At 42.9% G+C, this 289-nt stretch carries 1 pseudogene; it reads left to right on the top strand.

What is annotated here, in order from left to right:
- Positions 1 to 230, top strand: a pseudogene (locus H2672_RS19455) (hypothetical protein); the annotation flags it as partial.
- Positions 231 to 289 lie beyond the last annotated feature (59 nt).

Genomic DNA, 289 nt, shown 5'->3' with positions numbered 1-289 from the left:
CGAATCTAAACGGTGCGCGATTGGCTAAGGCATGTTCGGAACTAAACATTAGTGTTCGCACGTATGAACGCTGGGTTTCGGATGATGGAATAAAAGAAGATCAACGTCCCCATGTGCAGCGACCTACACCAAAAAACAAGCTGACCGAAGAGGAAAGACAAGTTGTCATAGAGACTACAAAAAAGAGGAGTTTGTTGATTTACCCCCTTCACAAATTGTGCCGAAGCTAGCAGATGATGCGATATATATCGCATCAGAATCAACGTTTTATCGTATATTACGCGAAGAA

Origin of the sequence: Sporosarcina sp. BP05 (genome assembly GCF_014282005.1) — a bacterium.
Classification (GTDB): domain Bacteria; phylum Bacillota; class Bacilli; order Bacillales_A; family Planococcaceae; genus Sporosarcina.
This window is presented reverse-complemented; position numbering and strand designations above follow the sequence as displayed.